General features: G+C 44.7%; 22 protein-coding genes. 12 read left to right on the top strand and 10 right to left on the bottom strand.

Features of this window, described 5'->3' with window-relative positions; translation table 11 throughout:
* Window positions 1–96 precede the first annotated feature (96 nt).
* Window positions 97–3,384, bottom strand: coding sequence for a DUF1574 domain-containing protein (locus NG798_RS17150; protein WP_261224911.1), 3,288 nt, complete (start codon window positions 3,382–3,384; stop codon window positions 97–99).
* Window positions 3,385–3,519: 135 nt separating this feature from the next.
* Here NG798_RS17150 and NG798_RS17145 point away from each other — a divergent pair, with 135 nt between their 5' ends.
* Together NG798_RS17145 and NG798_RS17140 are read left to right on the top strand one after the other, a co-directional pair.
* Window positions 3,520–3,795: a hypothetical protein gene (locus NG798_RS17145; RefSeq protein ID WP_261224910.1), complete on the top strand. Its 276-nt coding sequence runs from the start codon at window positions 3,520–3,522 to the stop codon at window positions 3,793–3,795.
* Between the two features lie 427 nt (window positions 3,796–4,222).
* Window positions 4,223–5,707, top strand: a complete 1,485-nt coding sequence (locus NG798_RS17140) for a M48 family metallopeptidase (protein WP_261224909.1) — start codon at window positions 4,223–4,225, stop codon at window positions 5,705–5,707.
* A gap of 204 nt (window positions 5,708–5,911) precedes the next feature.
* Here the strand turns inward: NG798_RS17140 and NG798_RS17135 are convergent, their stop codons facing one another.
* Both NG798_RS17135 and NG798_RS17130 read right to left on the bottom strand, forming a co-directional pair.
* Complete coding sequence (locus NG798_RS17135; RefSeq protein ID WP_261224908.1) at window positions 5,912–6,589, bottom strand: ATP-dependent Zn protease; 678 nt, start codon at window positions 6,587–6,589, stop codon at window positions 5,912–5,914.
* Window positions 6,590–6,729: 140 nt separating this feature from the next.
* A complete protein-coding gene (locus NG798_RS17130) occupies window positions 6,730–7,545 on the bottom strand; it encodes a D-alanyl-D-alanine carboxypeptidase family protein (protein ID WP_261224907.1) in 816 nt (271 codons plus the stop codon).
* Between the two features lie 324 nt (window positions 7,546–7,869).
* Between NG798_RS17130 and NG798_RS17125 the strand changes: the two genes are divergently transcribed.
* Window positions 7,870–8,832, top strand: a complete 963-nt coding sequence (locus NG798_RS17125; RefSeq protein WP_261224906.1) for an AEC family transporter — start codon at window positions 7,870–7,872, stop codon at window positions 8,830–8,832.
* Window positions 8,833–8,894: 62 nt separating this feature from the next.
* On the opposite strand, the gene NG798_RS17120 is transcribed toward NG798_RS17125, so the two are convergent.
* A complete protein-coding gene (locus tag NG798_RS17120; protein ID WP_261224905.1) occupies window positions 8,895–9,401 on the bottom strand; it encodes a phosphoribosyltransferase in 507 nt (168 codons plus the stop codon).
* A 192-nt stretch (window positions 9,402–9,593) separates the two neighbouring features.
* Between NG798_RS17120 and NG798_RS17115 the strand changes: the two genes are divergently transcribed.
* From NG798_RS17115 to NG798_RS17100, 4 genes are all read left to right on the top strand, one after another.
* Window positions 9,594–11,021: an MFS transporter gene (locus NG798_RS17115; protein WP_261224904.1), complete on the top strand. Its 1,428-nt coding sequence runs from the start codon at window positions 9,594–9,596 to the stop codon at window positions 11,019–11,021.
* Window positions 11,022–11,063: 42 nt separating this feature from the next.
* Complete coding sequence (locus tag NG798_RS17110) at window positions 11,064–11,687, top strand: TPMT family class I SAM-dependent methyltransferase (protein ID WP_261224903.1); 624 nt, start codon at window positions 11,064–11,066, stop codon at window positions 11,685–11,687.
* Between the two features lie 105 nt (window positions 11,688–11,792).
* Complete coding sequence (locus tag NG798_RS17105; RefSeq protein ID WP_261224902.1) at window positions 11,793–12,467, top strand: HEAT repeat domain-containing protein; 675 nt, start codon at window positions 11,793–11,795, stop codon at window positions 12,465–12,467.
* A 174-nt stretch (window positions 12,468–12,641) separates the two neighbouring features.
* Window positions 12,642–13,154 (top strand): phycobiliprotein lyase, encoded by a 513-nt coding sequence (locus tag NG798_RS17100; protein WP_261224901.1) that lies wholly within the window; start codon window positions 12,642–12,644, stop codon window positions 13,152–13,154.
* An 83-nt stretch (window positions 13,155–13,237) separates the two neighbouring features.
* Here the strand turns inward: NG798_RS17100 and NG798_RS17095 are convergent, their stop codons facing one another.
* The 4 genes from NG798_RS17095 to NG798_RS17080 all read right to left on the bottom strand — a co-directional run bounded on the left by NG798_RS17095 (window position 13,238) and on the right by NG798_RS17080 (window position 18,455).
* Window positions 13,238–13,969 (bottom strand): hypothetical protein, encoded by a 732-nt coding sequence (locus tag NG798_RS17095; protein WP_261224900.1) that lies wholly within the window; start codon window positions 13,967–13,969, stop codon window positions 13,238–13,240.
* A gap of 123 nt (window positions 13,970–14,092) precedes the next feature.
* A complete protein-coding gene (locus tag NG798_RS17090) occupies window positions 14,093–16,387 on the bottom strand; it encodes a DUF3769 domain-containing protein (RefSeq protein ID WP_261224899.1) in 2,295 nt (764 codons plus the stop codon).
* A 125-nt stretch (window positions 16,388–16,512) separates the two neighbouring features.
* The gene (locus NG798_RS17085; RefSeq protein WP_261224898.1) at window positions 16,513–16,632 is read right to left on the bottom strand and encodes a photosystem II reaction center protein I; all 120 of its coding nucleotides are present in this window, start codon (window positions 16,630–16,632) and stop codon (window positions 16,513–16,515) included.
* A 287-nt stretch (window positions 16,633–16,919) separates the two neighbouring features.
* Window positions 16,920–18,455, bottom strand: a complete 1,536-nt coding sequence (locus NG798_RS17080) for a hypothetical protein (RefSeq protein ID WP_261224897.1) — start codon at window positions 18,453–18,455, stop codon at window positions 16,920–16,922.
* A gap of 63 nt (window positions 18,456–18,518) precedes the next feature.
* Here NG798_RS17080 and NG798_RS17075 point away from each other — a divergent pair, with 63 nt between their 5' ends.
* Window positions 18,519–22,103: an alpha-mannosidase gene (locus tag NG798_RS17075; RefSeq protein ID WP_261224896.1), complete on the top strand. Its 3,585-nt coding sequence runs from the start codon at window positions 18,519–18,521 to the stop codon at window positions 22,101–22,103.
* Between the two features lie 320 nt (window positions 22,104–22,423).
* On the opposite strand, the gene psbN is transcribed toward NG798_RS17075, so the two are convergent.
* A complete protein-coding gene (gene psbN / locus NG798_RS17070) occupies window positions 22,424–22,555 on the bottom strand; it encodes a photosystem II reaction center protein PsbN (protein WP_261224895.1) in 132 nt (43 codons plus the stop codon).
* An 83-nt stretch (window positions 22,556–22,638) separates the two neighbouring features.
* Here psbN and psbH point away from each other — a divergent pair, with 83 nt between their 5' ends.
* From psbH to NG798_RS17050, 4 genes are all read left to right on the top strand, one after another.
* Window positions 22,639–22,842: a photosystem II reaction center phosphoprotein PsbH gene (gene psbH / locus NG798_RS17065; RefSeq protein ID WP_261224894.1), complete on the top strand. Its 204-nt coding sequence runs from the start codon at window positions 22,639–22,641 to the stop codon at window positions 22,840–22,842.
* Between the two features lie 106 nt (window positions 22,843–22,948).
* Window positions 22,949–23,206 carry a TatA/E family twin arginine-targeting protein translocase gene (locus NG798_RS17060; RefSeq protein WP_261224893.1) on the top strand — a complete coding sequence of 86 codons (258 nt, stop codon included), beginning with the start codon at window positions 22,949–22,951 and terminating at the stop codon, window positions 23,204–23,206.
* 35 nt (window positions 23,207–23,241) lie between these two features.
* Window positions 23,242–23,880: an aminoacyl-tRNA hydrolase gene (gene pth, locus NG798_RS17055; protein WP_261224892.1), complete on the top strand. Its 639-nt coding sequence runs from the start codon at window positions 23,242–23,244 to the stop codon at window positions 23,878–23,880.
* Between the two features lie 144 nt (window positions 23,881–24,024).
* Window positions 24,025–24,282 (top strand): DUF3146 family protein, encoded by a 258-nt coding sequence (locus tag NG798_RS17050; RefSeq protein ID WP_261224891.1) that lies wholly within the window; start codon window positions 24,025–24,027, stop codon window positions 24,280–24,282.
* 27 nt (window positions 24,283–24,309) lie between these two features.
* Here NG798_RS17050 and ruvX read toward each other — a convergent pair whose 3' ends face one another.
* Window positions 24,310–24,744, bottom strand: coding sequence for a Holliday junction resolvase RuvX (gene ruvX / locus NG798_RS17045; protein WP_261224890.1), 435 nt, complete (start codon window positions 24,742–24,744; stop codon window positions 24,310–24,312).
* Between the last annotated feature and the right edge of the window lie 12 nt (window positions 24,745–24,756).

Below are 24,756 nucleotides of genomic sequence, written 5' to 3'. Positions count from 1 at the left end.
CTTGGTTCTTAGTAGCATTTTGGCGCTCTTGGTTCCTAGTAGCGTTTTAGAGCTAAAGCACTACTACAAACCAAGAATTTATTTATTTTAACCGCCTTAATTACCAGTTAAAGAAACCGGCAACCCTTCAGACTTCTTTTCAGAAGAAGGCCAAGGAATCAGCGGATCTTTAGCCAACCGTTGTGACACCTCAAACGCCCCATAACGGTTTAAATGGCTAGGGTCGGAAAAATACTCATTTTGTAAAGGCCACAACAAAGACAAATCCCTAAACACAAAGCTTTGTTCCGCCGCCAAATTTTGCATATATTGGCGAAACTGGGATTCATAATTTTTCCGAGTCGTATCCAAATAATCCTCCGTCAAAGGCATATTAACAAACACCAAACTGATGTTATTTGCATTCGCATACTCCCTTAAATTCTTAAACGCCGCACTTTGCCGGCCAATCAATTGAAAAGACTCATAATCTCCATCATAACTTCCCGAAACCCTCGGATGTTTCTGATAATAACTAGCGGGATTAAAACGCACCGCCAACCGCAAAAACCCATTAGCATCACTCGTACCCACAGGAGCAACATCAGCCGTCGCTTCTGTCTGCTGATTGGGTGCAGTTTTAGAAAACTTCGTTGTTAGTCCCGTCCCCAAATTAAGAGCATTTGCCCACTGTTGAGTTAACACCGTTTGCAGTAAATCCCGTTGAGGATAACTCGCCGAAATTGAAGCCAATTTTCCATTCAAAGATTCGCTAATTTCTTGATAACTAGATACCCACGACTTTTGTAAGTCTTCCACCACACCTCCTGGTACGTTCCCTGCATTTTCTGTAACAACATCATTACCTGCTGGACTCTTAATAGGATATTTCCCAGCCGCCAATTGCTTAAAACCTTCCGAAACCGTCAGCCCATTATAAGTAACATCAACCCGACCACTATTAAACGCCCTAGCCCCATCTGCCCAAATAATTAAACGCGGCAATTGAGAAGGTTTTAAAATTTGGCGAATCAAACCATCGACAACTTGAGCGGTTGCCCCATTAATTCCAAAATTAAATATCTTTAAATTGGCAAAACCTTGTTGTTTTAAGGCCGTTTCTAAGGTTGCTGGATCAATCCCCCGTAAAGCCCTAGAACTACCCACCACCAAAATATCAGGAGTGCCATTTTCTGCCAGATATTGCTGATAGCGTAAAATCTGTTCATCGAGTTGTCGGCTATTAAAACTCGGCAGAGAGTTTGGGTCTAAAATGCACTTTTCTGGATCAACTTGTCCCTCAGAAACTTGACATTTTCCTGAAAATGTGATATCTGTTCCGCCCTGAGTAAACCCAGAAGAGTTAAAAACATCACCTTCGCCAGAGGGGGCCCGTTGCAGAGAGACTTCCGGCAATTGCAGAGCCACATTTGCCGGCCTGGGGTTAAAAGGCAAAAGCGCATTCGGTTGGTCGGCTATACCATCTTGACCTCCACCGCTATTACCGGCCCGCAAACCCGCAGCCGGTCGAGGAATATTAGCAGTTTTGAGGAAATGCCCCAGCAACCAGTCAGATTGAACAGTAATTAATAATCCCAACGTCCCCCAAATAATCGCAATCCACATCCCATGGGGAGTAGCTTGAGCCGCTAATTGATTTTTTGGTGCAAACAATTGTGAACCGACTAAAACTTGCTGCAAACCCCAACCAATACCCTCTCCCAGGCGGCGAGTTAAACCCGGTGTCTCTGTAGATTCTTTTGGCTTAATGTCGGGATGGCGGACAAGATCGCCTGGTTGAGGCAGATAATCGGTGAGTTCGCGTTCGGTAGGGGCGAATTCTGGGGCCGGTTCTGGGATAGTGGCGAGACGACCGGCAAAGTCAGCACCATAACGCCAGAGAGGTTGTTTGGTACCGGCCCTGCGGCCATAAACCCGTACCCCTTCTATCCCCGGAATTTGCAATTGCCGCAAGAACTTGACCACCGGTGGGCCTACGCGAATTTGGGGCGGTGGTATCGGCGCATCTGTAATAACGTGCAGCAAGTTGCCTTTTTGCAAAATTGAAACATTCGCGCCGCCGGTGGCTAGTTTTGCCTTGATTTGCGGGTGAATCAGCCGATCCAGTAAAAACGTTAACGCCTCAATATCTCCGCGTTTACCTAACTCTAAGGCCGATTCTGATAAAGCTGGGTGTTGGCTTGCCGGTAGCTTTACCCAATCAACCCAGCGGGGCGCGGATACGGCGTCTGCGGAGCCTTCTTCCTCAGTTTCTTGTTGTGGCGTGACTCCATAAATCGTTGCCGCATGGATACCTTGGGGGGAAAGTTCCTCTAATAACGGTTTAATCGCCGCCACACAGGCTTGTTTTTCCGGCACCGAATCAATGCTGCTCTGGCCGGTTGCTACGAGTGTTCCGTCAGCCAACGCTTCTCGAAAGCCGGTTTCGGTGGGGTAACTGCAAAACAGGTGTAGGGTTGATTCTTTAATCGCCGCCCGCACCGTCACACCGAGATCCGCCAACATTCGCTCCAGCAGCAAGGCAATCGCTTGGATATCTCCCCATGCTCCCCAAGCTTTGAGGATTTGCTCTGGCGGTGTCAAGTCTACTCGCAAAATCCATTCTGGACGATTTTCGCCGCTGACTTGGCCTAAAATCACGGCATCGCGGAATCCTTCGAGGCAGACTCCTTGACGGTTTTCGAGTAATTTTCTTAGCCTTTGGGTGATTGGTTCGCCTAGTAAGGAAGGATCGGGGCTATAGGCGGATTCTGCCCATACCCACAATCGCTTTTTGCTGACTATGGGGCTGTCTTTGCCAACCGTCTGGGGGTTTATGTCTTTGACTGCTACTTTAATGCCTACTCCCAGCGAACTCAGGCTCTCGCTAACATATCGGGCTATGGCGTCTGGGTTTCCCAGTCTTGCTTCGCGTTGGTTTGCCTGGCTTTGCGGGCTTCTTAGGGCTTCAAACTCGGCGGCTGGTGCAATCTTTTTCTCTGCCGTTTGTTTCTTTGTTTCCCTACTCTTGACCGGCTCGTTTGCTTGTTGGGCTGGCGGGGCCGGTTTTTCTGGTTCCAAATAGCGCTCAAGTTGGGCTGGATCAAGTCTCACTGTCCAGTCGGGTCGGTTATGGCCGGTTTCTCTCCCCGATAAAAAAACTTGATAGATTTTTGGCTGATTTGGTGGGCTGAGGTTTTCGATAGGTTGATTTGCCAGCGACCGGGCGAACCTAGTCACGGTCACTGTTACGTCTGGGCAGGGGGAACCTTCACACAACAGGTAGAGGTTATTCCCGCGCAGTCTTACTTGCACCCTCGCTTCTGGCATGGCGAGGGTGGTGGTTGCCCATTCTGCTAGGCTTGGCCGGTTGACTGGCCGGACAGCAAGATCGAGTTTCAGCATCAGCCTGGTTTTAAAGGTGGGTTGTTCTGCTCTGGGTTAGAAATAGCACACCGGCTCTCGGTTTTGTCATAGTTATGGATGATAAAGTTTATTACTTTTTCAGCCAAATCCGCACAATTATTTTTACAGGAGTCCATGATGCTATTCTCTAGCCAAACCGTATCAAAAAGTCAGCCATTTGACACGCCCCCCTCCAGTGGTTCTATTCCTATTGTTGAAGATGTACCGGCTTCGGTGTTGTTGAGTTTGGCAACTATGCCTTTGATTGTTGGTTTGTGGGGTGTTAAGGCTATGGGTGGTTTTTTACGCGATCTTGGTGAGGCTTCGGAAGAGGTTTTTCGCGGCGAACGTCTCCCTGTTCTCCATTTTCCTCAAGATTCCCCGCTTTCTGATGATTCTGCTTCTGATTAACCGGCTTTTTTGGATACCCAAATAGGGTATCTTTTTTTTCTTCAGGCCGGTTGCTCAAAAAAAATAATTGTAAATTTTGGTAAACTTATACCCCCAATCAGAAAAGCCTATGCTAACTTACAAATAGGACATCAAAAGAGTGTCAAACAAAGTTGTTGCACAATAAAGGAGTCAATGAAAAAAGCTTCTCGTTTGTGGGGCTAGGCCCGATGTCCCCTGTCTAAAGTCCCCGATAACTTGTTCACCCTAGTTGTTGACTGTTTACACTCAATTTATCCGTCTTCTTTGGTTTAGTTTTTTGCACAATCTGTCTCTGATTCTCAAATGAGCCTAGCCACTTTCCGCTAGGCTCTAACCGTTTTCGGGGGAATTCACCAAACGCTACAATTTTTTCTAAACTATAAGCAAAATATCTTGGTCGGAAAGTATGAAACGACTCTGGAATTCTTTGCTGATTGTTTTGAATTTGGCAGTTGTGCCGGTGGAGGCTGTTTTTGCTCAAGTTTCTCCTCCCGAAAATCCACCGGCTACTCTTCAAACTCCCACAGCACAAAAAAGCCGGTTACAGCAACTTATTGAGGCTGACAGACTCTTCCTTTCTGGGGATAAACAAGCCGCCGAACAACTTTATCGCAGTGCTAAAAAGCCTTTTTCTGCTGAAATAGAAGCCTCTTCAACTCCGAGGATCGAAGCCATCACAGATCCAGAGTTATTACCGCCAGATGGTAGGGTTTATTGGCGGGAAGCTAAAGATGGTTTTGAGCAAAAATTGGCGACTAAAGTTATGGTTTCCCTACAAATGTTGGTGGATAGATATCCGCAATTTATCCCCGGAATTATTTTATATGCTGAATCGTTGAATTATTATGGCGGTTATGATGATCCGCTGACGGTTTTAGAAAAGGCTAGTGTTTTATATCCCGATCAACCTGATTTGTTGAAGGCTAAGGTTAATGCGCTTTCTCAAAATCAAAAATGGTTGGAAGCTTCGGTGGCGGCGCGTCAATTTGCTGTTTTAAATTCTAATCATCCCCAGGCGGCTGAGTTTGCTGTTCTTGCTGATGAAAATATGGGCCGGTTTCAGTCTTCTTTACGGGAACAATTAACCGGCAATGCTATTGCTAATGGTTTGTTTGGGGCTTTGAATGTTGCGCTTACCGGCAATCCTTTCGGTGCTCTTTCTGCGGTACAAACAACGGCTTTGTTGCTGGAAGGTGAATCTTCTTTAGGCGAAAGAATTGCCGGTTCTGCTAAGCAACAAATGGAGATGGTTGATGATAAGGAGGTGAATGCTTATGTGAATGAGTTGGGGCAGAAGTTAGCTAAGTTAAGCGGTAGAGATTTTGAATATCAGTTTTATGTGGTGAATGATAAAAGTCTTAATGCTTTTGCTTTACCAGGGGGGAAGGTTTTTGTTAATGCCGGTGCGATTAAACATACGAATTCGGAAGCAGAATTAGCCGGTTTGTTGGCACATGAAATTTCTCATGCTGTGTTATCGCATGGTTTCCAACGGGTGACAGATGGCAGTTTATTGGCTAGTATTGCCCAGTATATTCCTTTGGGTGGGCCGCTGACTGATTTGGTGATGTTAGATTATAGTCGTGATCAAGAACGTCAAGCGGATATTTTGGGGACGAGAATTCTAGTGGCGGCGGGTTATGCTTCGGATGGGTTATATAATTTGATGGTGACTTTGAATGAGCAAAAAGGGGATGGGGAAAGTCTGAGTTTGTTGTCTTCTCACCCCGCTACACCGGAAAGGATTAGTTATTTGGCCGGTTTGATTCAGCAAAATGGTTATAATCGTTATGCCTATGAAGGGGTGGAAAAACACAGTCGCATTCAAGCACGAGTTGAAAAGTTGCTGTTAGGTTTAGAACCTGATGGGGAGAAAAAAGAAGGTTTGTAGGTTGATGCGGTGCCGGTTTTTTTGCTTATAATCCCTTTTTCCAATTCCTGCCAAAAAGTCTATCTGGGAGTTTTTAAAAACCTGAATTTGCGTCATTACAGGCTTGGGGTTTTTATATTCCCTATTTTCCGATTTCTGCCAAAACAGTCTATCTGGGAGTTTTTAAAAACCTGAATTTGCGTCATTACAGGCTTGAAGGGCAGCTTAAGACCGGCGTTCATCAATTAACCGGCAACACTCCTCAACACTTAATTTTTTCGTCATTGCTTCAACTAAGGCTTGATAGGCTTCTTGATGGGTTTGAATTAAGTTTAAGGCTTGTAAGGCGCTTCCTCTTTCTTTGATTTGGGCTTGAGATGCCATGCCTATTTGTGTATAAATGGCGCGGACTTTCTGCCGGTCTTCAGCGCCGCCTTGGGCATTTCCATAAACAAATTGTTCGGCGGCTATTCCTGCCATCCAAACTTTAGAATAGCGTTCTAAAATAAGAGCAGAAATTTGCCCTTGTTCAAGTTCTGCATTTAATTTTTGGTCGTCAAATCGTACACCGCCTTGGGCTGATTGCCCTTGCTGGAAGGCTTCCCAGGCGCTTAAGGCATAACCGGCAACCGGAATTTCTAACAAATGGGCAACTAAAAAATGACCGGCTTCGTGGTGAATGATCCGCTGCCGGTGTTCTGGAGAAATAGCGCTGATTTTTTCAATAATTAAGGTTCCCAGTTGTCCTCGCCAATTAAAACTATCGATGGTGGCGAGTCCTAAAATGCAAAAGGCAAGAACGGCGGGGACGGCTGGGGGTAAATTAAATAAGGGCCCTAATAAGCTGGAAATAGTAAGGCTAAAAACTGTGATGGCGATTAAGTTAATTGCGGTTTGGTTCATGGTTTATTCAAATTTTTATATCAGTTGATTTCGTTGGAAATTGACCGGCCAGCCCTTAATCACCTTTTCACCTTTTCACCCCTTCCCCAGTGGGGCGGGCGTCTCGCCTGCCTTCCATTTAATTATTGATTTCCTCTTAATTATTGATTTCCTCTGGCTTTATAGAAAGTTTCTAGGCTGTGGGTATCGCCGACAAAACGCCAGTGCCAAGGTTCGTAACTAACACCTTGGGGGTTGTTTCTTGGAAAGGAAATTTCAAAACTGTAGTGGGCGGCGTTCGCTTCTAACCATTTATAGGCGGGGGTGTTTTCAAAGTCGGGGCTGAGGTTGGTTGCCGGCACATTGCCATCGCCAATATCGACAGCGTAGCCGGTGTGATGTTCGCTGTATCCAGGGGGGGCGCTGACGTTGGCTCTGGTTGAGGCGGTTTGTCCGCGTTCGGCTTTGACTTCAAAAAATAGGTAATCTTGGTCCTTGATGCTGCGAAATCCTGAAATTACTACTAAGTTTATACCTTCTGCTCTCGCTGCTGCTTGCATTTGGTTGAAGGCTTCGGCTGCGGCTTTCCGCATTTTGATGCTACCGTCGGAGGTGATGGGGGCAAGTTCGCTAAGGGGCGCTTCTTTGTAGGGAAAATGCCCTAAAAGTGCTTCTGGCTTGGGTTGAGTTGTTGCTGGAGTTGTGGCTGTGGCTGTTGGCTCGCTTGGGGCCGGTGTGGTTTGTGTGGTTATGTTTTCTTCGAGTTGGCGTTTTGCTATGTTTTGGGTTTCCATGAGGGCAAACCCTAAGCCGGTGAGCAATGTTAAGATAATTCCGACTGTTCCACCAATCAGCCACACTCTCCCGTTAAGCGGTTTTTTTTGGGCTTGGCGTGTGTCGCGTAATGCTATGGGAATATCGTCAACACCGGGTGTTGAGTTTTGGAAGGGTTTTCCAGACGATCCTGCCTTAGTCAAGGGTGCCACTCCTGCACGAATCCATTACTCAATTTTACAGATTATTTCTGCAACTTAGATTACTCCTTAGCTACAGTTCTGTTTTGGCAATTCCCGCATACTCTAAAAAGATGGGAATCGTTACTGTTTGTAAGTTAATAACAAAATGTGAAAATTGTCAAGTCTAATTATAATAATACAAACGGGGCTGTAGTGGGTAAAATAAATGCCGTTTGGTATGGCAGGCAAGATGCCTGCACTACAGATACTAAAGCGGCTTTTTTATAAGTGATAATTTTGGTTTTTTTTAATCTCATTTAGCTAAAATTAGACAACCAATGACTTATGAATGCGTTTTTTATTGAATTATTCTTTTTGTATGGAAAGCTGGCCGGTGGGGTGGTTTTGGGTTGGATTCTTGGTCGGTTTCTTCCGAACAATACAGCGGCTTTTTTGGGTAAGTTTTTGTTTTGGGTTGGGGTGCCGGTGAGTGTGGTAGCTTTTTTACGTCATGCTGATTTATCGGGTTCTATTTGGCTGGCGGCGGTGGTGGCTTGGGTGGCAATTTTTTTAGGTTGGGGATTAGGCATTTTGTGGTTAAAGATAGAAGGGCTAAAGTTTCAGAAAAAAACCAGCATTCCTACTTTTTTTGCTTCTCCTCCCTCAAAATTAAGTCAAGGCAGTTTTTTATTAACGGCAATGGTGGGAAACACCGGCTATCTTGGTTATCCTGTTGCTTTGGCTTTGGTTGGCCAAAAATATTTTGCTTGGGCGTTGTTTTATGATTTACTTGGTACGATGTTCGGCGCTTATGGGTTGGGGGTTGTGATTGCTGCACGTTATGGCACCGGCCTCAAAAATCCCGTTTCCCTTGGTTTGGAAATGTTCTATAATCCGACACTTTGGAGTTTTGCTTTCGGCTTACTTTTTCGCAATGTTTTTCTCCCCTCTTTTTGGGAAGAAAGTTTACAATTTTTTGCCTGGTTTATTGTCGCTTTATCGTTAATTTTGATAGGAATGCGTTTAAGTCAGTTATCATCTTGGCGCAGCCTTAAACCGGCCTGTATTAGCTTACTTATAAAAATGATTATAGTGCCGTTAATTGTGGGGGTGTTTATCTCGTTTTTAGGCATTAGCGGTTCTCCCCTTTTAGTCATAGTTTTACAAATGGCAATGCCGCCGGCTTTTGCGACGTTGGTTTTAGCAGAAACGTATAACCTCGACCGCGAATTAACTGTTACTGCTTTAGCTATTGGTTCGGTGGGGTTATTATTTACTTTGCCGGTGTGGTTATGGTTATTTGGTTAGTAATGATTTTCAGTTTTAGGGGCCGGCGGTAGTCGCAGGCAAGATGCCTGCGCCACAAATGACTAATGACTAATAACTAACTCTTCTGGTTTAATTTTTTCATACTGCTCAAAAGGTTGATGAATCCAGGGATTTTCTGGGAGATAGTCAACATAGTAATCGGGGGCAATAATTGAGCAAGCTTTATACCACAAAACAGCACTGCGTATATCTTCAATTTCTTCTGCATAATGGGATTTTAACCATTTAAGGCTTTGCTGCAAAGAAACTCCCGAATCTACCAAATCATCAACTAATAAAACACGACTACCCAGGTTAGCAGTAGTCATAGAAAGGTGATTTGCAATGGTAATTTCGCCGCGAATTTGACCGCCGGCACCACTATATGAGGAGGCTGATAAAATCGCTAGGGGCAGGTCATAAATGCGAGAAAGAATGTCTCCCACCCGTAAACCGCCTCTGGCGATACAGACAATTTGGTTAAATTGCCATTGAGATTGATAAATTTTAGCAGCAAGTTGTTCTATGCTGTGATGGTAATCGGGCCAGGAAATAAAGAGGTCTGCCATATCTGGATTTTTTTCGCGCTTGAGAGAATAATACAACTGGAATGGGTAGCGGCGCTTTTAAGCGTTGCTACAAAAACTAAAGTCCTTTTGTGGCAACTGCGTTGCAATTGGATGGCCGCAGGTGTGCAACTAGGTTATCAAATTGATGCGTGCTAATTGCCAGGGCTGATTTTTATTTTGAGTTAAATTACTATGACACCTTCTTTTCCGTCTGCTGAACCGCCGGCTACTTTGCCATCTGAAAAGTTGAATCTGAAAACTAAGCTGGCTTTTGGTGCCGGTGATATGGGTTCGGCAATTACTGCAAATATTTTGATTTTTTATTTGTCGCCTTTTTTAACCGATGTGGCAGGTTTGACGCCCAGTTTGGCCGGTTTGACGCAATTGGTAGGGAAATTTTGGGATGCCATAAATGACCCCATTGTAGGCGTGATGAGTGACCGCACCTCTACTCGCTGGGGACGCCGGTATCCTTGGATGATTTTTGGGGCTATTCCGTTTGGTTTGTTCTTTTTTCTCCAGTGGATTGTTCCTTCTTTTAATCAGTGGGGTTTGTTTTGGTATTACACGATTATTTCGATTTTATTTAACTCTTTTTACACGGTCGTTAATGTTCCTTATACGGCTCTTACTCCTGAGTTAACTCAAGACTATAATGAGCGGACAAGTTTAAATAGTTTCCGATTTCTGTTTTCGATTGGCGGTAGTATTCTCTCAGCAATTTTTGCTTTTTTTATTTTCCAAAAAGTTGCTGATAAAGGGGCAGCTTATTTGATTTTGGGAGGAGTTTGTACTGTTCTTTCTGTTGTTCCTTTATATTTATGCGTTTGGGGAACTAGCGCTCGTGCTAAAGAGGTTGCTCAGGCGCATCCAGAAGAAGATCAGCCAGTTTCTTTGCCGATTCTTGAACAAGTTAAAATTGTTTTGGCAAATCGCCCTTTTTTATATGTAGTGGGCATTTATCTTTTTTCTTGGTTGAGTGTTCAGTTAACAGCGGCAATTATTCCCTATTTTGTTGTTAGCTATATGCGCTTACCAGATTCGATGGTTGCTTTGGTTATTTTGGCAGTTCAAGGTACGGCGTTGGGGATGTTGTTTGTTTGGAGTGCTATTAGTAAACGCCTCGGAAAAAAGGCGGTTTATTTTATGGGGATGGGGTTGTGGATTATTGCTCAGGCAGGTTTGTATTTTTTGCGGCCTGAACAAGTAGTTTTAATGTTTGTTTTGGCTATTATGGCAGGGTTTGGGGTTTCTGTGGCTTATTTAGTGCCTTGGTCAATGTTGCCTGATGTTATAGAGTTGGATGAACTTCAAACCGGCCAGCGTCGAGAAGGCATTTTTTACAGTTTTATTATGTTTTTGCAGAAGATTTGTTTGGGAATTGCCGTTAATTTGGTTTTGCAAAGTTTGGAGTGGGCCGGCTATATTCAACCGACAAAAGATGTGCCTGTGCCGGTGCAACCTCCGGCGGTTTTAGATGCAATTCGTCTTTCCATTGGGCCGGTGCCAACTGTGGCTTTAATTCTGGGCATAGTTTTGGCCTATTTTTATCCCCTTACCCGCGAAGTGCATGAGGAAATTTTGCTTAAATTACATGAGCGAAAAACTCGCCCAAGTTAAAGTTTAAATGCTACAATTTGCCTCAGTTACAGGAAATAAAAAATGGTTTCTGAGGCAGACAATTCAGTTAATTCTGTGGAAGTTGCTAGTTTTTGGCAACAGCGTTACGAGGAAAAAAGAACCGGTTGGGATCTTGGACAACCGGCCCCTCCTTTTGTAAGTTTTCTCGATTCTGCTGATAGCATCCCCCCCGGACGAGTGGCAGTTCTAGGCTGCGGCAGGGGTTATGATGCCCTTCTTTTTGCTACTAAGCAATTTCAGGTAATTGGCTTCGATTTTGCACCGGCAGCTATCTCTGAAGCGCAGAAATTGGCAGCCGAAAAAAATGTTTCTGTGGAATTTTTGCAACGCGATATTTTTGAATTAGAACCGGCTTTTTTAGGCAGTTTTGATTATGTGGTTGAGCATACTTGTTTTTGTGCTATTCCTCCATCAAAACGTGCAGATTATGTGCAGTTAGTCAAGAGTTTGTTACGTCCGTCTGGTGAATTGATAGCTTTATTTTTCACCCATTCTCGTCAAGGCGGCCCGCCTTTTGGAGTCAGCCCAGCGGAAATTAAAAGTTATTTTGCTAAGGATTTTGAATTGATTTCTTTACAACCTGTCACGAATTCCATACCGGCCCGTCAAGATGAAGAGCATTTTGGCCGGTTTCGGCGTCGGTGAAACCTCACTCCAACTGCCACAAAGCAGTAGGGTTTCCCACTCACCAGTCCCCAGTCCCCTGTGATAACATGAGAGCAATGTAAAGATTTGTAAAATAAGGCGTGTATGAGTCAAGTAAATTTAGAACAAATCTCAGCCAAATTAGAAAGCGAGAACTCGGCAGATCGGATGCTGGCGCTGGCTTCGTTGCGTCATGTGACAGCCCAAGAAGCAGTACCATTAATTAAAAAAGTTTTGGAAGATCAAAGTTTACAAGTGCGTTCAATGGCCGTATTTGCGCTGGGAATTAAGCAAACAGATGAATGTTATCCAATTTTAGTAAGGTTGTTAGAAACAGACCCCGATTATGGCATTCGAGCAGATGCTGCCGGTGCCTTGGGATATCTCGAAGATTTGCGAGCATTTGAGCCTTTAGTGCGAGCATTTTATGAGGATACAGATTGGTTAGTGCGTTTCAGTGCGGCGGTGGCGTTGGGCAATTTAAAAGATAAACGCGCTTATGATGTTTTGGTGCAGGCTTTAGATACCGATGAGATGGTTTTGCAACAAGCCGCCATAGCTGCTTTGGGTGAAATAAAAGCAGTGGAAGCTGTAGATAAAATTCTCCGTTTTGCTCAGTCGGATGATTGGTTAATTCGTCAGCGTTTGGCTGAATCTTTAGGAAATTTGCCTTCAGAAAAGAGCGTTTCTGCACTCAAATATATGGCAAAAGATAGTCATCCCCACGTTGCTGAAGCAGCAAAGATTTCTCTGCAACGTTTGGCTGATGCTGGGTTTTAGAAAGATGGGGGATAGCCAGATGCTGGGATGGGGGGATCAGAAGGCAGGCGGGACACCAGCCCCACTGTGGAGCAGGCGTCTCGCCTGCTTGCCGGCCTGCTTTCCTCCCCACATCCCCCCTTGCCGTACCATAGTAAAAAGACAAAAAAACATAGACTCCCAATCTACCCAGCAATGGATATCAAAGAATTTTTTACTCAAAGCACCGGCAAATGGTTTTCCCAACGCACCAATCACCACCTTAACCCCCCCCACCTCGAAGCCGGTAAAACTGACCTTTGGATCGACACTCTCCCCACCTCAGATCCCGATGTCATCAAACTTTGTGAACAACATAAAATCGATCCTTCCACAGCATCTTTTGGCGTTCGTGTCAAGTGGGATGCCAAAATTGGCCCCAACGAAATCAAACAAACCGGCACCACTCTCCTCATCCCCATCCCCAACCCAGAAAACCCAAAAACCGGCCAAATTCTCCAACAAAGTGCCGGCATTGGCGACTACAATTTAGGCAATGATCAAGCCCTAACAATCACCCTCAAAAATCCCTCATTCTCCGTTGAAGAACGCATCTGGTTTGAAAGTCCAAACCTAAGACTGCGTACCAGTACAGTCAATCATAGCAACGGTTCTAGTGTCGCCTCCTTTTGTTCAGAAATACGCATGGGAGGCGCACCGGCAAAGTAAACGGATAATCAGTAATCTGTCAAAATTCCCCCCTTTTTAAGGGGGGTTTGGAAGTATCTTTGTACAGGCAGTATCCTAACAAATTACTCATCCCATAAATCTCTCTGCACTTCCTCCACATCTTCCACAGAAACAACACCACCACCCAGAGAATATAACTCCTCATTCGGTTTAGCAACTGCCTTTAACTTACTATAAAACTCCGAAATTTCAGCATTAGGCACAAAGCAGTTTATCGGAGTAATAATTACCTCCTCTTTCTCACCGGCTTTTTCCGAAACAGGCACATGAACTTCCTCAATAGGTTGCCTTATTTCTGCCCTTTCATTTTCAACCTTTTCGATCTTTTGCTGCTTACCAACCGGTTGCCAAGGCGGAATAGCCTGGCTGTTTTCTATTCTATTTTGACTTGGCAAAACAAACTCCTCCCTCATTTCTGGCACAAATTCTGCTACCACCACCGGCGTTTCTAGCGTTTTTTCCTCTTGGGTTTTTTCAACAGCACTATTTCCGCCATCTTCCGTAAAAATTTCCAAAGGAAAATTCCGGCAAATTAACCTTTCAAACTCATAATTAAAATGATAAAGCAACTCCCCCCTGCGCTTCCACATGGCCAAAAGTTGCGTCACAGAAACCGCCTTATAACGACCTTGATAAAGCGCCTCAATTACCGCCAAACGCAACCAATTTCCGGGGTACTCTTTTTGCCACTGAATTATTAATCTTTCAGCGGTGGAACCACCCAAGTCAAAACTATAGTGAGTTAATAAAGCAGCCGCACAGGCAACTACTGGATCTTTTATTGCTTCTTTCATCGCTGTAGCGATTTTTAAATTTTAGATTTTAGATTTTAGATTTTAGATTTTAAAGTTAACTTTTCTGATTTTGGGATAGTTTGACCCTCCCAAACTGACTGTAAAATCTATTTTTATCCTGCCTCAATCATAATCGCGGCGGACACCACCTTCCACCGAACGGACGTCATCAATCCCAGAAAAAGGTTCAGGGCCACCCGTCCAGTTAAAATCACTGATTCGTAAGGTAACAGACCCAGTTTCCCGCACTGGATTGTAACGCAAGATGATGCCATAAGTACGACGGCTGTACTCTAAAATATAATCGGTGCTAATTTGTTGACTGGTATCTAAATTAATCGCCGTTTGAATACCCAGCCGAAACGGCCCATAAATTTGTTGAACAATACCGGCCCCCAAAACGCGCACATCGGCGACCCTATCAAACAAAAATGGTGATTCGCCGGTAGGGAAAATTTGCGAGTAACTTAAATTAAAGCCGGTGTAATCTAACCAATCTCTCGAAAAATTGCCAATTTGTCCAACAATTCCCACCGTACCTGTCAGGGAAGATTGATTTTCGCCATTGCTATAATAACCGGCCACCCCGCGCACACCTAAGACGAGTTGTAAATAAGGCACGATTGGTGTGGGGGTATATCTTAATCCTTCGGTGGGTGTGGCGGGTAAGCCTTGACCTCTCCAAAGGCGAATACCGCGAGAAAGTGCGGCGCTTGCTTGAAACCGGCCTAAGTTGATACGGTTATTATCTCGAATTGGCTCAAGTAAATCTAAGCGGTCTGTATCGGCATTAATATATTGTGCAGCGGCTTGGTAGCTGAGATTAATGCCGGTGTTTCCAAGCGGAATGGCGGGGGAAGTTAAGATCGCCCCTATGGTTTGTTGGACGGTTTGATATCCCAGAGATCCGTTAAATAAACGGTCGCGGTAAGAGTATTCTCCGGTGAGGGTATGGGTTCCCACGAGTTGACGCAGGCGTAAACTGGCCCTTAAATTTGTGTCTATTTCGTTTAGGTTGAGGCTGGTAAAAATGGCTGAGCCTCTCAGGGTGGTGCGGGGGCCAAGGGTGGCGTCGAGTCTGGCTTTTAAGCCAAAAATTGAAAGAGGGTCGTTGAAGCCTTGAGATATGCTGCGTTGAATATAGTATTGGGGCGTAAGGGTGAAGCGAAACCCCGGTTGAGAAAAGATGGTGAAGTTGGCTTCTGCGTAGAGTCCGCCTCTGTCTGGTTCGTCGTAACCAAAGCTGATCAGTGAAGGTCTACGTTCGCGGCGGTCAATGGTGAGGCGGTTGGGAAACACCGGCAAGCTAAAGCCTTGGTCGAATACTAGGCGGGGATTGTCTGCTACGATTTCATCAATTAATGGGCTTACGCGGCGAAATCGGGCTGTATTGGCTCTGATTTCGAGTTCGGGGGGTGAAAAGGGGTCGTTGGTGATGCGGATGTTTGTAGCTATTCCGCCTTCGGGGGTGAAGTCGAGTTTTTCGGCTTGGTAGCGGAGGCGGCGGAGTTGGCCGGTTTGGCCGGCTGTCTGGCCTTCCCCGGAACCGATGACGGTGGTGATACCGCCGGGGACTTCGGCGACGTTTTCGAGGGGTTGGTTAGCGAGGATGCGGTCGCTTAGGGGTCTTTCGAGGAAGACTCCGGGGGTGACGTCGGTGGGGAGGCTGGGGGTGAAGTCGCTACCGCTGGTGACGGTGTAGAGTTCGCCGCTGGCGCCGCCAACTGTGCCGGTGTTGGCGATGAAGTCGTATTCAAAGCGGTTTCCGCGTAGTATTTGTTGGCCGCGTCTAAAGGCGACGTTGCCGGTGGCGATGGCGGTTCGAGTTTGCAGGTTAATAATAGCGCGGTCGGCGTCGAGTATGGAACCGCGAACGCGCATGATCACGTTGCCTTCGGCGGTTACGAGTTGTCTTTCGACATCATACTCTTGCCGGTCTGCTGTGAGTTCTACGACGTCTTGATATCCGAGGGGTAGTTTGGTTTGGGTGGGGACGGTCTTTTTATAGGGGCCGGTTGGGGTGATCTGCGCTACAGGGATGGGGACGATGGGTTGGGTAAATGTTGCGTCTGTAGCAGCAATTTTAGTTTCTAGGGTGGTTGAAGAGGGAGGGGATGAGGGGGAGTACGAGGATTTAAAATCTGTTGTTATTGGCTCAAAATTGGCTGTTGCGGGTGGCAATGAAGGAAGGGCAAAGGCCGGTTTTGTCCATTCGAGGGTTATTTCTTCGGAAGGTTTGAGGTTGGCGGCGGTGGTTTTTTGGAGTGCGGGTAGTTGACTGTTTTGGAGGGTTTCGGGGGGAGATGGGATAAATATCCCCGTCGCTGCTGGGGTTGCCGGTGCGGCGGCGGGGTTAGGGTTATATTCTGAAATTTTAACCTGTGCCGGCGGTTCGGGCGGCATTACCGGATAGGGCATATATCTGTTTTTTGTTATTCAACGGACAGCCCAGACGGATAGCCTCAACCGCATGGTTTTGTTGCGGGCGTTCGCTTAAGCGATCTGCCGGTCTGAGGCATTTTTAAGAATGAGATAAGACTGGTTTATTCAGACAAGTCGCGGCGGTTGGGGTTCCGTGAAGGGTCGTTAGACAAGAAACCAAAGACGAACAAGCCAACAAAGAAAGATACTACGATATAAACGATGATTTTTAGCGTGATCATTGAAATTTCTCCGAGCTGATGATTTCTGTTTGGGGTTTTACCGGGATGCCGGCTTTTTTATAATACCGGAAGATGGTGCTCTAAGAGCTAGGACTTGTCACTGAAACAGTTAAGTTGACAAAAACAGAAAAATGTGCTAAGTAATTCTTTCCTATTTATAACCTTCCACCCCCGTCAACCCCCAACAAATAACCTATCTGTATTCATCTGCGTTCATCTGCGTAGCGCTACGCGCGGCTACGCCTAACATCTGCGGTTTAAAATCCCCTCCTCAATCAAAAGTAGAATTACCTAGATTTTTTAATCCACTGCAAAACAGCAAGGATAACCTCTTCCAAAAAGAGTAAAGCCTTGTCTACCCATTCCAGCAAAGATTCTAGGGGATGCTTAACATAACCGATAGAAGTAGCTTTGATATCTATCCAGTCGGGGGTATGTTCGACTTTGGTTGTTTTTTTGGTTTCAATAGTTTGGCTGGTTTCAGTTTTGGTGGTTGGTTTTTTGGTGGTTTTTAAAGCTGTGGTAGCTTTGGGTTTTTTAGCGGTTGTTTTTTTGCGGGTAGTTTGGTTAATTTTTTGTAGAGTTTCTCCAAATTCAATTTTTTCTGGTTTGGGGTAGATTAGGGAGGGTTTTTCTGTGAGGGGTATTTGGGTTGAGTTTGTTGTGGCTAAGGTTGGGGTTTTTCCAAATAAGTCTTGGAAGGATAGCCAGGGTTGGGTTAGGGGTTGCGAACCGGCTAAGTTTTGGCTTTCTTTTTTATCAAGTTTGGCTAATTTTGTCAAGTCTTCTTGGCCGGTTTGAAAAAGTTTTTCGCGGTTTTCTCCTAAGAAGTAATCAACGGTGGTTTGCAGGAATGTTTGGATTTTAGGGCTTTCTGTTTCGGCGGTTGTTTCTGGGTTTGGTAGGGGATCTGTTACTAAGTCTACTGCTATTTGTTTGATTTGATTTAGGATGCTTTGGCTGGTTTGGCTAAGGCTGGTTTGCAGGCTTTCAGGACTTGGTAGGTTAAAATTTTGTATGGCTTGGATCGAGTTTTCTATGGCTGCTTTTGCCGGCGGTAGCAAGTTTTGTTTAATTGTTTCGTAGGGGTTAATTTCGCTCTTGCTGTTTTGGGTTTCTTCGAGGATATTTTTGGGATTGGCTATGATTGCTGCATCTTGGATAATATTAAAAGCAACTCCTATCGGGCCGGTTTTTACCCAAGTTTGAATTTCGTTTAAGGGTGAGGCTGGCGCAAGTTGTTGAGTTTGGGTTGGCTTTGGAGAATTTTCTGGTAATTTTTGAATTTCGTTTTGGCGCCGGTGACGAGCATAGTAAGCGGTTTCGGCTAAGATTTTTTGCCGCAGTTTTTGCTGTTGGCTGTGGTTGAGGATGTCTAAAATTTCGTTGTCGGCTGAAATTAAGACGAGGGTTTTTCTTTCCCGCAGTGAGGCGACTGCTTGAATGGGGTTTTGGCTGACACCGGCTTGTTTTGTTACGGAAAATAAAGTCTTCTTGACAAAATCTTCGTTAAGTGGTATCTCTCTGGCTGCTTCTATTACTTTTTGAATCGGGTTATCGGCGGCGAGGGGTTCGTCGTTTTGGCTTATTTTAGTTTCGGGTAGCTTTGCGTTTTCTGGTTGGGGAGTGGTTGGGAGTTGTTTCCCGGCTTGTTGTACACTTTCTACTATGGCTTGCAGGGAATACACTACGGCTTGAATTCCCCACTCGGCGGCAATTTTGAAATGTCTGGCTGCTTGCTGACATTTCTCGGCGAGCCGGTGCGTTTGCTGATTGAGAAAGTTAAATATTCTGCTTTTATAAGGGCTAGTTGAGTCAATCATATTTTTTACTGGCCTATCCTCAGCCGACTATTCTATTTTGAGGCATCGCAGGGGTTTTTGGAGATGGTTTTTACTGATTTTTCGGAAATTATCGACCGCTTACGCCGGCTTTCTGTTTTGGATGTCCAAGCCGGTTGGCGTTTTTCCCGCAATGATCTAACTATTGCTGAGGTTGCATCGAGTTTTTCTTCTTGGCCGGTTGTTTGCTTAAATGAAAAGGGTCATGTCGCTTGGGAGTCAAACCGGCAAGTTTTTTGGTTAGCTCAAAAAATTACTGTTCCCCCGGATCTCCATAATTATCCGCTACACAATTTATGTTTACGCTTGAGTCTCGCTTGGTGGGCTGAAGATGCTCAAGTTTATGTAAATGGGGCTTTGGTACAACAGGGTGATTTGTTTGATTGTTCAATTAGACTTGTTTTAAGTTCTTCGGTAACTCCGGGTGATCAGTTCGTGATAGCTTTGAGGTTGGTTAGCCCCGGACATGATAAGGGTGCCCTTGTTCGTTCAAGCTGTATTTATGAGAGTTCAAACCCTAATTTCCTCGATCCTGGCTTCCTTGCTGATGAGCTAAACTGCGTTTACGCGGAATATGAGCAAAATTTGGTAAACTGCGCCGCTGAGAATACTCTACGGGATGAGGCAAAATTTGTCAAGCTTGAATTACTAACAGTTTTGGCGGAATTAATAGAGTGGGAAAGTTTGCCAGATAGGGATAAGTTTAATGAGTCTTTAAGTTTGTTTCGCCGCAAAATTTTAGAAGCAGAGACGGGGAAAGAAGAAGAGGAAAATAAAGGGAAGATTGAGATAAACATTGGTTTACCGACACCGAAAAAGCAGAAAATATCCTTGGTAGGGCACGCACATTTAGATTTAGCTTGGTTATGGCCGGTTTCTGAAACGTGGATAGCGGCGCAAAGAACGTTTGAATCGGTGTTAAGTCTGCAAAAAGATTTTCCAGATTTAATTTTTTCTCATTCTACACCGGCACTCTATGAGTGGGTGGAAAAAAACAGGCCAGATTTATTTTTGCAAATTCAGGAAAAGGTAAAAGCCGGTGTTTGGGAAGTTGTTGGAGGGATGTGGGTTGAGCCAGATTTGAATTTAATCGGTGGTGAGTCTTTGGTGCGGCAAGTTTTGTATGGGCAGCGTTATTGTTTGGAAAAATTTGGCCGGTTGATGTCCGTTTGTTGGGTTCCTGATACGTTCGGGTTTTGCGCTTCGCTTCCGCAAATTTTAAAACAAGGTGGAGTGGAGTTTTTTGTCACCCAAAAGTTGCGCTGGAATGATACGACTAAGTTTCCCTATGGGATTTTTTGGTGGGAGTCTTTGGATGGGACGCAGATTTTTAGTTTTATGTCGGCTTTGATTGGCGAGAGTATTGAGCCGGTGAAAATGGTTAAGTATGCACAAGAATGGGAGTCTCAAACCGGCTTAAAAAATTCGCTTTGGCTACCAGGTGTTGGTGATCATGGTGGCGGGCCGTCTCGTGATATGTTGCAGGTTGGGAATAGGTGGAAGTTATCGCCGTTTTTCCCTGATTTGAAGTTTACCCAAGTTGAGGATTTTTTGTTTGAGGTTTTTCGTGGATTGTCGGGTGTTGAAAATGCCGGTGTTTCTGGCTTAGCCGCATCTCAAACAAGCCAAAATTTACCCTCATCTCAAGCCAGCCAAAATTTACCCGAATTTGAAAACAGCCAAACCGCTATTTCTGAAACAGCCTCATCTAAAACAAGCCAAAATTTACCCTCCTCTCAACAAAGCCAAAATTTACCCGAATTTGAAAACAGCCAAACCGCTATTTCTGAAACAGCATTACCTCAAGCAAGCCAAAATTTACCCTCATCTCAAGCCAGCCAAAACATCCCGAAATCTGAAATCAGCCAAACCGCCGAAACAAGACTAAATCCCCTAATTGCTAACAAGCAAAATTCCGACTCCCCCACTTCCAACCCTATCCCTATTTGGAAAGATGAACTTTATCTCGAATTTCACCGGGGATGCTATACTACCCACGCCGAACAAAAACGAAAAAACCGGCAATCTGAAAACCTACTTTACCAAGCCGAACTATTTTCTAGCCTCGCCACCATCACCACCGGCAAAAACTACCCGAAAACCGAAATCGAACTAAGCTGGAAAAAAACCCTCTTTAACCAATTCCACGATATCTTACCCGGTTCATCTATTCCCGAAGTTTATACCGATGCCAACCAAGACTGGCGACAAGTTGAACAAACCGCAACCACACTATTATATAGTGCGTTAAATTCCCTCGCCTCCCAAATACAACTTCCCCAACCTCCCCATCCCAATGCAAAACCAATTGTAATTTTTAACTCCCTGAATTGGAAACGTTCAGAAGTCGTATCGCTTACCCTACCTGATACTCAAGGCTATTTTCAAATTTGCGATTTCTCCGGAAACCCTCTACCTTGCCAACTCTCCCACGACTCAAAAATTCTCTTTCTCGCTAACGATATCCCCGCCGTTGGTTATGCCCTGTTTTGGCTTACTCGCTTTAATGGCCCACAGGAACCTTCTTTTTTTTGCGCGCACCTTTTCCATTATGAGACAAGCATAACCAAATCTTCAGAAAATGTCAAGCAAAATTGGCAGATGGAAAATAAATTTTTGCGAGTAGACGTAAACCCCAAAACCGGCAATTTAGTCAGCGTGTATGACAAAATCAACCAAAAAGAGATTGCCGGCGAAGCTGAGATTAACCAAATACAAGCCTTTGAAGATAAAGGGCAATATTGGGATGCTTGGAATATTGACCCAAATTATGAAAATTACCCCCTACCGCCACCAGAATTAACATCAATAGCTTGGATAGAAACCGGCACAATAAGGCAGAGGTTGCGCGTTGTCCGAAAAATAGGCCAATCAGAATTTCAACAAGATTACGTTTTGGATGTTGAGACACCGATTTTGAAAATAGAAAATCGCGTAAACTGGCAAGAAAGACATATTTTAGTAAAAGCCGCTTTTCCCTTAAATTTAGAAGCCGACTTTGCGACTTACGAAATAGCAGCCGGTGCCATTGAACGAACAACCAAACCGCAAACACCCGCCGAAAAAGCAAAATGGGAAGTCCCCGCCATGCGTTGGGGAGATTTAACTCAACAAAACCCCGAAAAATATGGTGTCAGTTTGTTGAATAATTGTAAGTATGGCTATGATGCAAAACCGCATCAAATACGGTTAAGTTTGCTCAGAGGTTCCACATGGCCAGATCCAAAAGCAGATTTCGGAATTCACGAATTTATCTATGCTATTTACCCCCACACCGGCACATGGAAAGAAGCAAAAACTGTACAGCGTGGATATGAGTTAAATTTGCCTTTGTTGGTATGCGAAATATCGCCAAATGGAAATAACCAAAATTTGCCGGTGACTGGGAGTTTCCTAGATTTATCGGCGGATAATTTAATTTTAATGGCGTTTAAAAAAGCTGAAGATACCGCAGAATGGATATTACGCTGTTATGAATGTGAGGGGGAAGTGACAAAGTTGGAATTAAAGAGTGATTTAGAGTTGCAAATTTGCGGGCCGGTGGATATCCTAGAAAGAACGGTAGAAAATTCGGAATTTTTGACAATTCAGCCTTGGAAAATTGCCGGGTTTAGCGTAGTTCACCGTTAGAATCCACCGATTTTAATCGGTGGCTACACGAAAAAAGTCCTACGGACTAATGAGAAAATTTAGTTGAAAAATTAACCTATCTACTGAGCACTACAGGCTGCGTCCATCTGCGTTCATCTGCGGTTCAAAAAAATCCCCAACAAAAAGACTCACTAAAGGCATCAGCATTTAACCGGCTGATTTTAACCACCGGCATTTAACCACCAACAAAACCCTGCCCCAGATACCACATTTTACCCAAAATGTCAAGGATCAAAAAAAACTTAAATAGCCCGCGTTGGCGGGCTATGCTATATGAACCAGTTTAGAAATGAAAAGCCTTAATCTTCGTGGTCATCAAACGGATCGGCAAGTTCCTTAGACGGTGGGCCAAAAGAGGTGTAGATAGCGAAGCCGGTGAGGGCAACCAGGACGACGGCTATCGAAATGCTAAGAACTGTTGCAGATTCCATTGCGATAAATAAATTATGAGAGCTAATCTTATACAATTTTACAAAACGTTAAAAATTCTGTCGAGACTCTTCACAGGTAACTTATGGCACAACGGACTTGGTTAGGAGAAATCCTGCGCCCCCTCAACTCCGAATACGGTAAAGTCGCCCCCGGTTGGGGTACAACCCTCTTGATGAGCGTGTTTATCGGGCTGTTTTTCGTGTTTTTGCTGATTATTCTGCAAATTTACAACTCCTCCTTACTGCTGGATAGCTTCCAAGTAGACTGGCGTGCACCAGGCAGCTAGTCTCTGCTGATGGCCAAAAATGCGGAAACCCGCAAAAAATATTCCCGGCGAGGGCCGGGATTTTTTATAGTCTTATTAGTAGCCGTACATTACCAGAGGAAGTCTAATGAATATTTTCGGAATAGGTTTACCAGAAATGGCCGTAATTTTGGTCATTGCCCTCTTAATTTTTGGCCCCAAAAAACTGCCAGAAATCGGTCGTAGTATGGGAAAAGCCTTGAAAGGCTTCCAAGAAGCATCCAGAGAATTTGAAAGCGAATTTAAGCGGGAAGCCGAACAAATCGAGCAAGCGGCTAAAAACGGCAGTGTGGCAAAATCAGAAAAAGTCCCGACTGCTATTGCCGAGGACAAATCAAACAGCTAATCTCAACAACAGAATGGGGGAAGAAACAAACTAAAATGACAGACTCGACGAAACCAAAAACAGAACCCACCCTAGTTATCCCCCAAGTCATTGTTGGTTTAGGCAACCCCGAACCGAAATACGACCAAACACGGCATAATATTGGTTTCGCTGCTGTCGATGCTTTGGCGCGGGTGTGGGGCGTTTCCCTGGTGGAAAACCGCAAATTTCAAGGACTTTTTGGGGAAGGGATGGGGCCAAAAGGTGAGCGCGTCCGCCTGATTAAACCACTTACTTATATGAACCGATCCGGACAATCGATCCGAGCCGTGACGGATTGGTATAAATTGCCGGTAGAGTCGGTGTTAGTGATTTATGATGACATGGATCTGCCGGTGGGCCGGATGCGAATGCGCTTATCGGGATCTGCCGGTGGGCATAATGGTATGAAATCTACCATAGCTCACCTTGGAAGTGATAATTTTCCCCGCCTACGGATAGGCATTGGCAAGCCGGTTAAAACCCAAGGAGATCCAACCATTTCGCACGTTTTAGGCAAATTTTCCCCCGAAGAAAACGCGCTTATGCCTGATGTTCTTCAATTGGTTATCGAGGCTATAGAACTCAGCCTTAAGCAAGGTGTCGAGAAAGCGATGAGTTTGTACAATAATCGTACAATCAGTCAGAAAACTTAATTAAAACTTCCCTATTCCCAACAATATTATCAAGCCCGCCTGCGGGCTTTGTTTTTCACAAAAAAACAGTTTGCCAAAAGTCAATCGTCAATTTTCATTAGTTAACTGCAACCCTTAATCCCCAAACAAAAATCTAAAATCGTTATGGGTCGTCTGCCAAAAACTACTGCTCATGTCCGCGTAACTCAACAATCTTGGCAAAGGGGTGTTTTGCAAGGAGAAGTGACCGCCGGCCCTTATATTTGGCATTTTGAATGGCGTTTTCGCCAAGGTCATTTAGCCATTGAACCTTCCTGCGGACGTGCTTTAATTCAAGAACCTTTAGGCCGGTTTCTGGAAAAATGCGATTATCAATTAGAACCGGGTGGCGATTATTCTTTTACTATCCGAGCCCAATTATAAAGCATTGCCGAATCTTTTTTAACCGGCTTACGCGGAAGGAGAAAGACAATTCAAATATCTTTCAATTAAAACAATTGCCACAATATCATCTACTGGACGGGGAGGCTGGCGCATTCCTTTGGGAATTAACTTTGTTAGGCCGGTGGGGGGGTACAATTCCCAGTAGCGATCCCTAGCTTCTAAACTGCTGTAACGTTCATCTATTAAGACAACTTTAACAGTATCGGGTAAAACGCTAGTAATTTGTTTTTTCCAAGTTTTTGAAGTTGTTTGATCTCCCATCACTAAGAGATTAAAATCATACTGCCGGTGAAGCGATTGTAACCGAGTCAAAGCTTCTTCTGAGGAAACAACTTCATGGGAAATTAATTGCCGGCTTGCCGTCATCACTGCTAAACCACACTTGAGCCGGCCCGGATCAAAACCTACAACAATAGATGAATCTGATTGAATATTCTTCATAGCAAAAAAGTT

It is taken from the genome of Ancylothrix sp. D3o, from assembly GCF_025370775.1.
Classification (GTDB): Bacteria; Cyanobacteriota; Cyanobacteriia; order Cyanobacteriales; family Oscillatoriaceae; genus Ancylothrix.
Note: the sequence above shows the minus strand (reverse complement) of the source record. Positions and strands in the feature narration are given on the sequence as shown.

What these genes read in the sequence shown, in the direction of transcription:
- psbN (WP_261224895.1), bottom strand. Translation starts at nt 22,555, where the DNA reads ATGGAATCTGCAACAGTTCTTAGCATTTCGATAGCCGTCGTCCTGGTT.
- NG798_RS17100 (WP_261224901.1), top strand. Translation starts at nt 12,642, where the DNA reads ATGGATATCAAAGAATTTTTTACTCAAAGCACCGGCAAATGGTTTTCC.
- NG798_RS17050 (WP_261224891.1), top strand. Translation starts at nt 24,025, where the DNA reads ATGGGTCGTCTGCCAAAAACTACTGCTCATGTCCGCGTAACTCAACAA.
- NG798_RS17120 (WP_261224905.1), bottom strand. Translation starts at nt 9,401, where the DNA reads ATGGCAGACCTCTTTATTTCCTGGCCCGATTACCATCACAGCATAGAA.
- NG798_RS17115 (WP_261224904.1), top strand. Translation starts at nt 9,594, where the DNA reads ATGACACCTTCTTTTCCGTCTGCTGAACCGCCGGCTACTTTGCCATCT.
- NG798_RS17125 (WP_261224906.1), top strand. Translation starts at nt 7,870, where the DNA reads ATGAATGCGTTTTTTATTGAATTATTCTTTTTGTATGGAAAGCTGGCC.
- NG798_RS17075 (WP_261224896.1), top strand. Translation starts at nt 18,519, where the DNA reads ATGGTTTTTACTGATTTTTCGGAAATTATCGACCGCTTACGCCGGCTT.
- NG798_RS17085 (WP_261224898.1), bottom strand. Translation starts at nt 16,632, where the DNA reads ATGATCACGCTAAAAATCATCGTTTATATCGTAGTATCTTTCTTTGTT.
- NG798_RS17060 (WP_261224893.1), top strand. Translation starts at nt 22,949, where the DNA reads ATGAATATTTTCGGAATAGGTTTACCAGAAATGGCCGTAATTTTGGTC.
- NG798_RS17135 (WP_261224908.1), bottom strand. Translation starts at nt 6,589, where the DNA reads ATGAACCAAACCGCAATTAACTTAATCGCCATCACAGTTTTTAGCCTT.
- NG798_RS17110 (WP_261224903.1), top strand. Translation starts at nt 11,064, where the DNA reads ATGGTTTCTGAGGCAGACAATTCAGTTAATTCTGTGGAAGTTGCTAGT.
- NG798_RS17095 (WP_261224900.1), bottom strand. Translation starts at nt 13,969, where the DNA reads ATGAAAGAAGCAATAAAAGATCCAGTAGTTGCCTGTGCGGCTGCTTTA.
- NG798_RS17105 (WP_261224902.1), top strand. Translation starts at nt 11,793, where the DNA reads ATGAGTCAAGTAAATTTAGAACAAATCTCAGCCAAATTAGAAAGCGAG.
- NG798_RS17080 (WP_261224897.1), bottom strand. Translation starts at nt 18,455, where the DNA reads ATGATTGACTCAACTAGCCCTTATAAAAGCAGAATATTTAACTTTCTC.
- NG798_RS17140 (WP_261224909.1), top strand. Translation starts at nt 4,223, where the DNA reads ATGAAACGACTCTGGAATTCTTTGCTGATTGTTTTGAATTTGGCAGTT.
- NG798_RS17150 (WP_261224911.1), bottom strand. Translation starts at nt 3,384, where the DNA reads ATGCTGAAACTCGATCTTGCTGTCCGGCCAGTCAACCGGCCAAGCCTA.
- ruvX (WP_261224890.1), bottom strand. Translation starts at nt 24,744, where the DNA reads ATGAAGAATATTCAATCAGATTCATCTATTGTTGTAGGTTTTGATCCG.
- psbH (WP_261224894.1), top strand. Translation starts at nt 22,639, where the DNA reads ATGGCACAACGGACTTGGTTAGGAGAAATCCTGCGCCCCCTCAACTCC.
- pth (WP_261224892.1), top strand. Translation starts at nt 23,242, where the DNA reads ATGACAGACTCGACGAAACCAAAAACAGAACCCACCCTAGTTATCCCC.
- NG798_RS17145 (WP_261224910.1), top strand. Translation starts at nt 3,520, where the DNA reads ATGATGCTATTCTCTAGCCAAACCGTATCAAAAAGTCAGCCATTTGAC.
- NG798_RS17090 (WP_261224899.1), bottom strand. Translation starts at nt 16,387, where the DNA reads ATGCCCTATCCGGTAATGCCGCCCGAACCGCCGGCACAGGTTAAAATT.